The organism is Vibrio sp. Vb0937, assembly GCF_033338855.1.
In genome coordinates, this window is record NZ_JAWOTK010000468.1 from 1 (window position 1) to 1029 (window position 1029).

Annotated in this window: 2 protein-coding genes; one reads left to right on the forward strand and one right to left on the reverse strand. The window is 41.4% G+C overall.

Annotated features, from left to right (window positions below; genetic code table 11):
- Positions 1-118, forward strand: a 118-nt coding sequence (locus R7P67_RS26580; protein ID WP_318086551.1) for a GNAT family N-acetyltransferase, incomplete at its 5' end; no start/stop codon positions are given.
- Between the two features lie 66 nt (positions 119-184).
- Here the strand turns inward: R7P67_RS26580 and R7P67_RS26585 are convergent.
- Positions 185-784 carry a LysM-like peptidoglycan-binding domain-containing protein gene (locus R7P67_RS26585; RefSeq protein ID WP_020904298.1) on the reverse strand — a complete coding sequence of 200 codons (600 nt, stop codon included), beginning with the start codon at positions 782-784 and terminating at the stop codon, positions 185-187.
- Between the last annotated feature and the right edge of the window lie 245 nt (positions 785-1029).

Sequence of the window (1029 nt, forward strand, 5' to 3'; positions counted from 1 at the left end):
TGCACAAGAACATCTTATCGATTTTTATGCTCACCATGGATTTGAAGTTATGTCTGACAGTTACTTAGAAGATGGAATTCCACACGTAGACATGCGCAGGAAGCAATCGACTCAATAAACCTCTACAAAACTGCAATAAAAAAGACGCGAGATGATCGCGTCTTTTTTAAATCTACAATGGAAACTATTTGTTTCGGCCGAAGCTGCCATCCGATAGACGAAAAAACATAACCGAATGATCGCTCTTTTCCAGTTGCAACATATCTAACTGGCCGTTTTCTGAGAGTTTAAAACGGATGAGTTGCCCCTGCTTGATATGGCTCAGTGGCTTGTCGCTTCCTTCTATTTTTACTAAGGCGCTAAGGTCAGCCATAGAAAGCTGATTGTTGCGAAAAACTTGAGCTAACGTATCACCATTCTTCACATGATACTCTTTCCAGTCTTCTGACTTAGGGCCCGAGTTTTGCGACGTACGTTGCTGACTCAGGCTTTGCGCATTTAACTGGATCGCAACACGCTGGCTATCCACTTCACCCTGCTGTTCGACTAACGCTTCCGTCTTTTTCGGTAACGGTACAATCAGAAGTAGAAGTAATAATGGCATTAACACCATCAAAGCTCGTTGATGGAATTTAGGTAAGCGCTGCCAAAATGCCTTGATTGGTTCTACACGTTCTAACCACTTACTTTTGTTGAACGGCTGCTTCCAGTTGATAGCAGCGAACTTTTGTTTGACCAACTCGACGTAGTCGACTTGCTGCTTTTTCTTTCTGCGACGATTCATGTTGATGTGTCCCTTAATACTTCTACTACCAGTATAAAAATACCAGCGCGGAGAGTATATGGTTTTGACTAAAGTAAAATGGAATTTGGTTTAAATTAGCAGAAATTTCACTTGGAGTAAGAGATAAGTCACACGCTGACTGGTCAGATAACGCAATCGCCAGCAATTATTTAAACCTAAGCTCGAAACTGATATCCTGTTACCTTTATCACTCCTAATAAGAGCGACATTCATGTCTGAAATTA

What these genes read in the sequence shown, in the direction of transcription:
- R7P67_RS26585 (WP_020904298.1), bottom strand. Translation starts at nt 784, where the DNA reads ATGAATCGTCGCAGAAAGAAAAAGCAGCAAGTCGACTACGTCGAGTTG.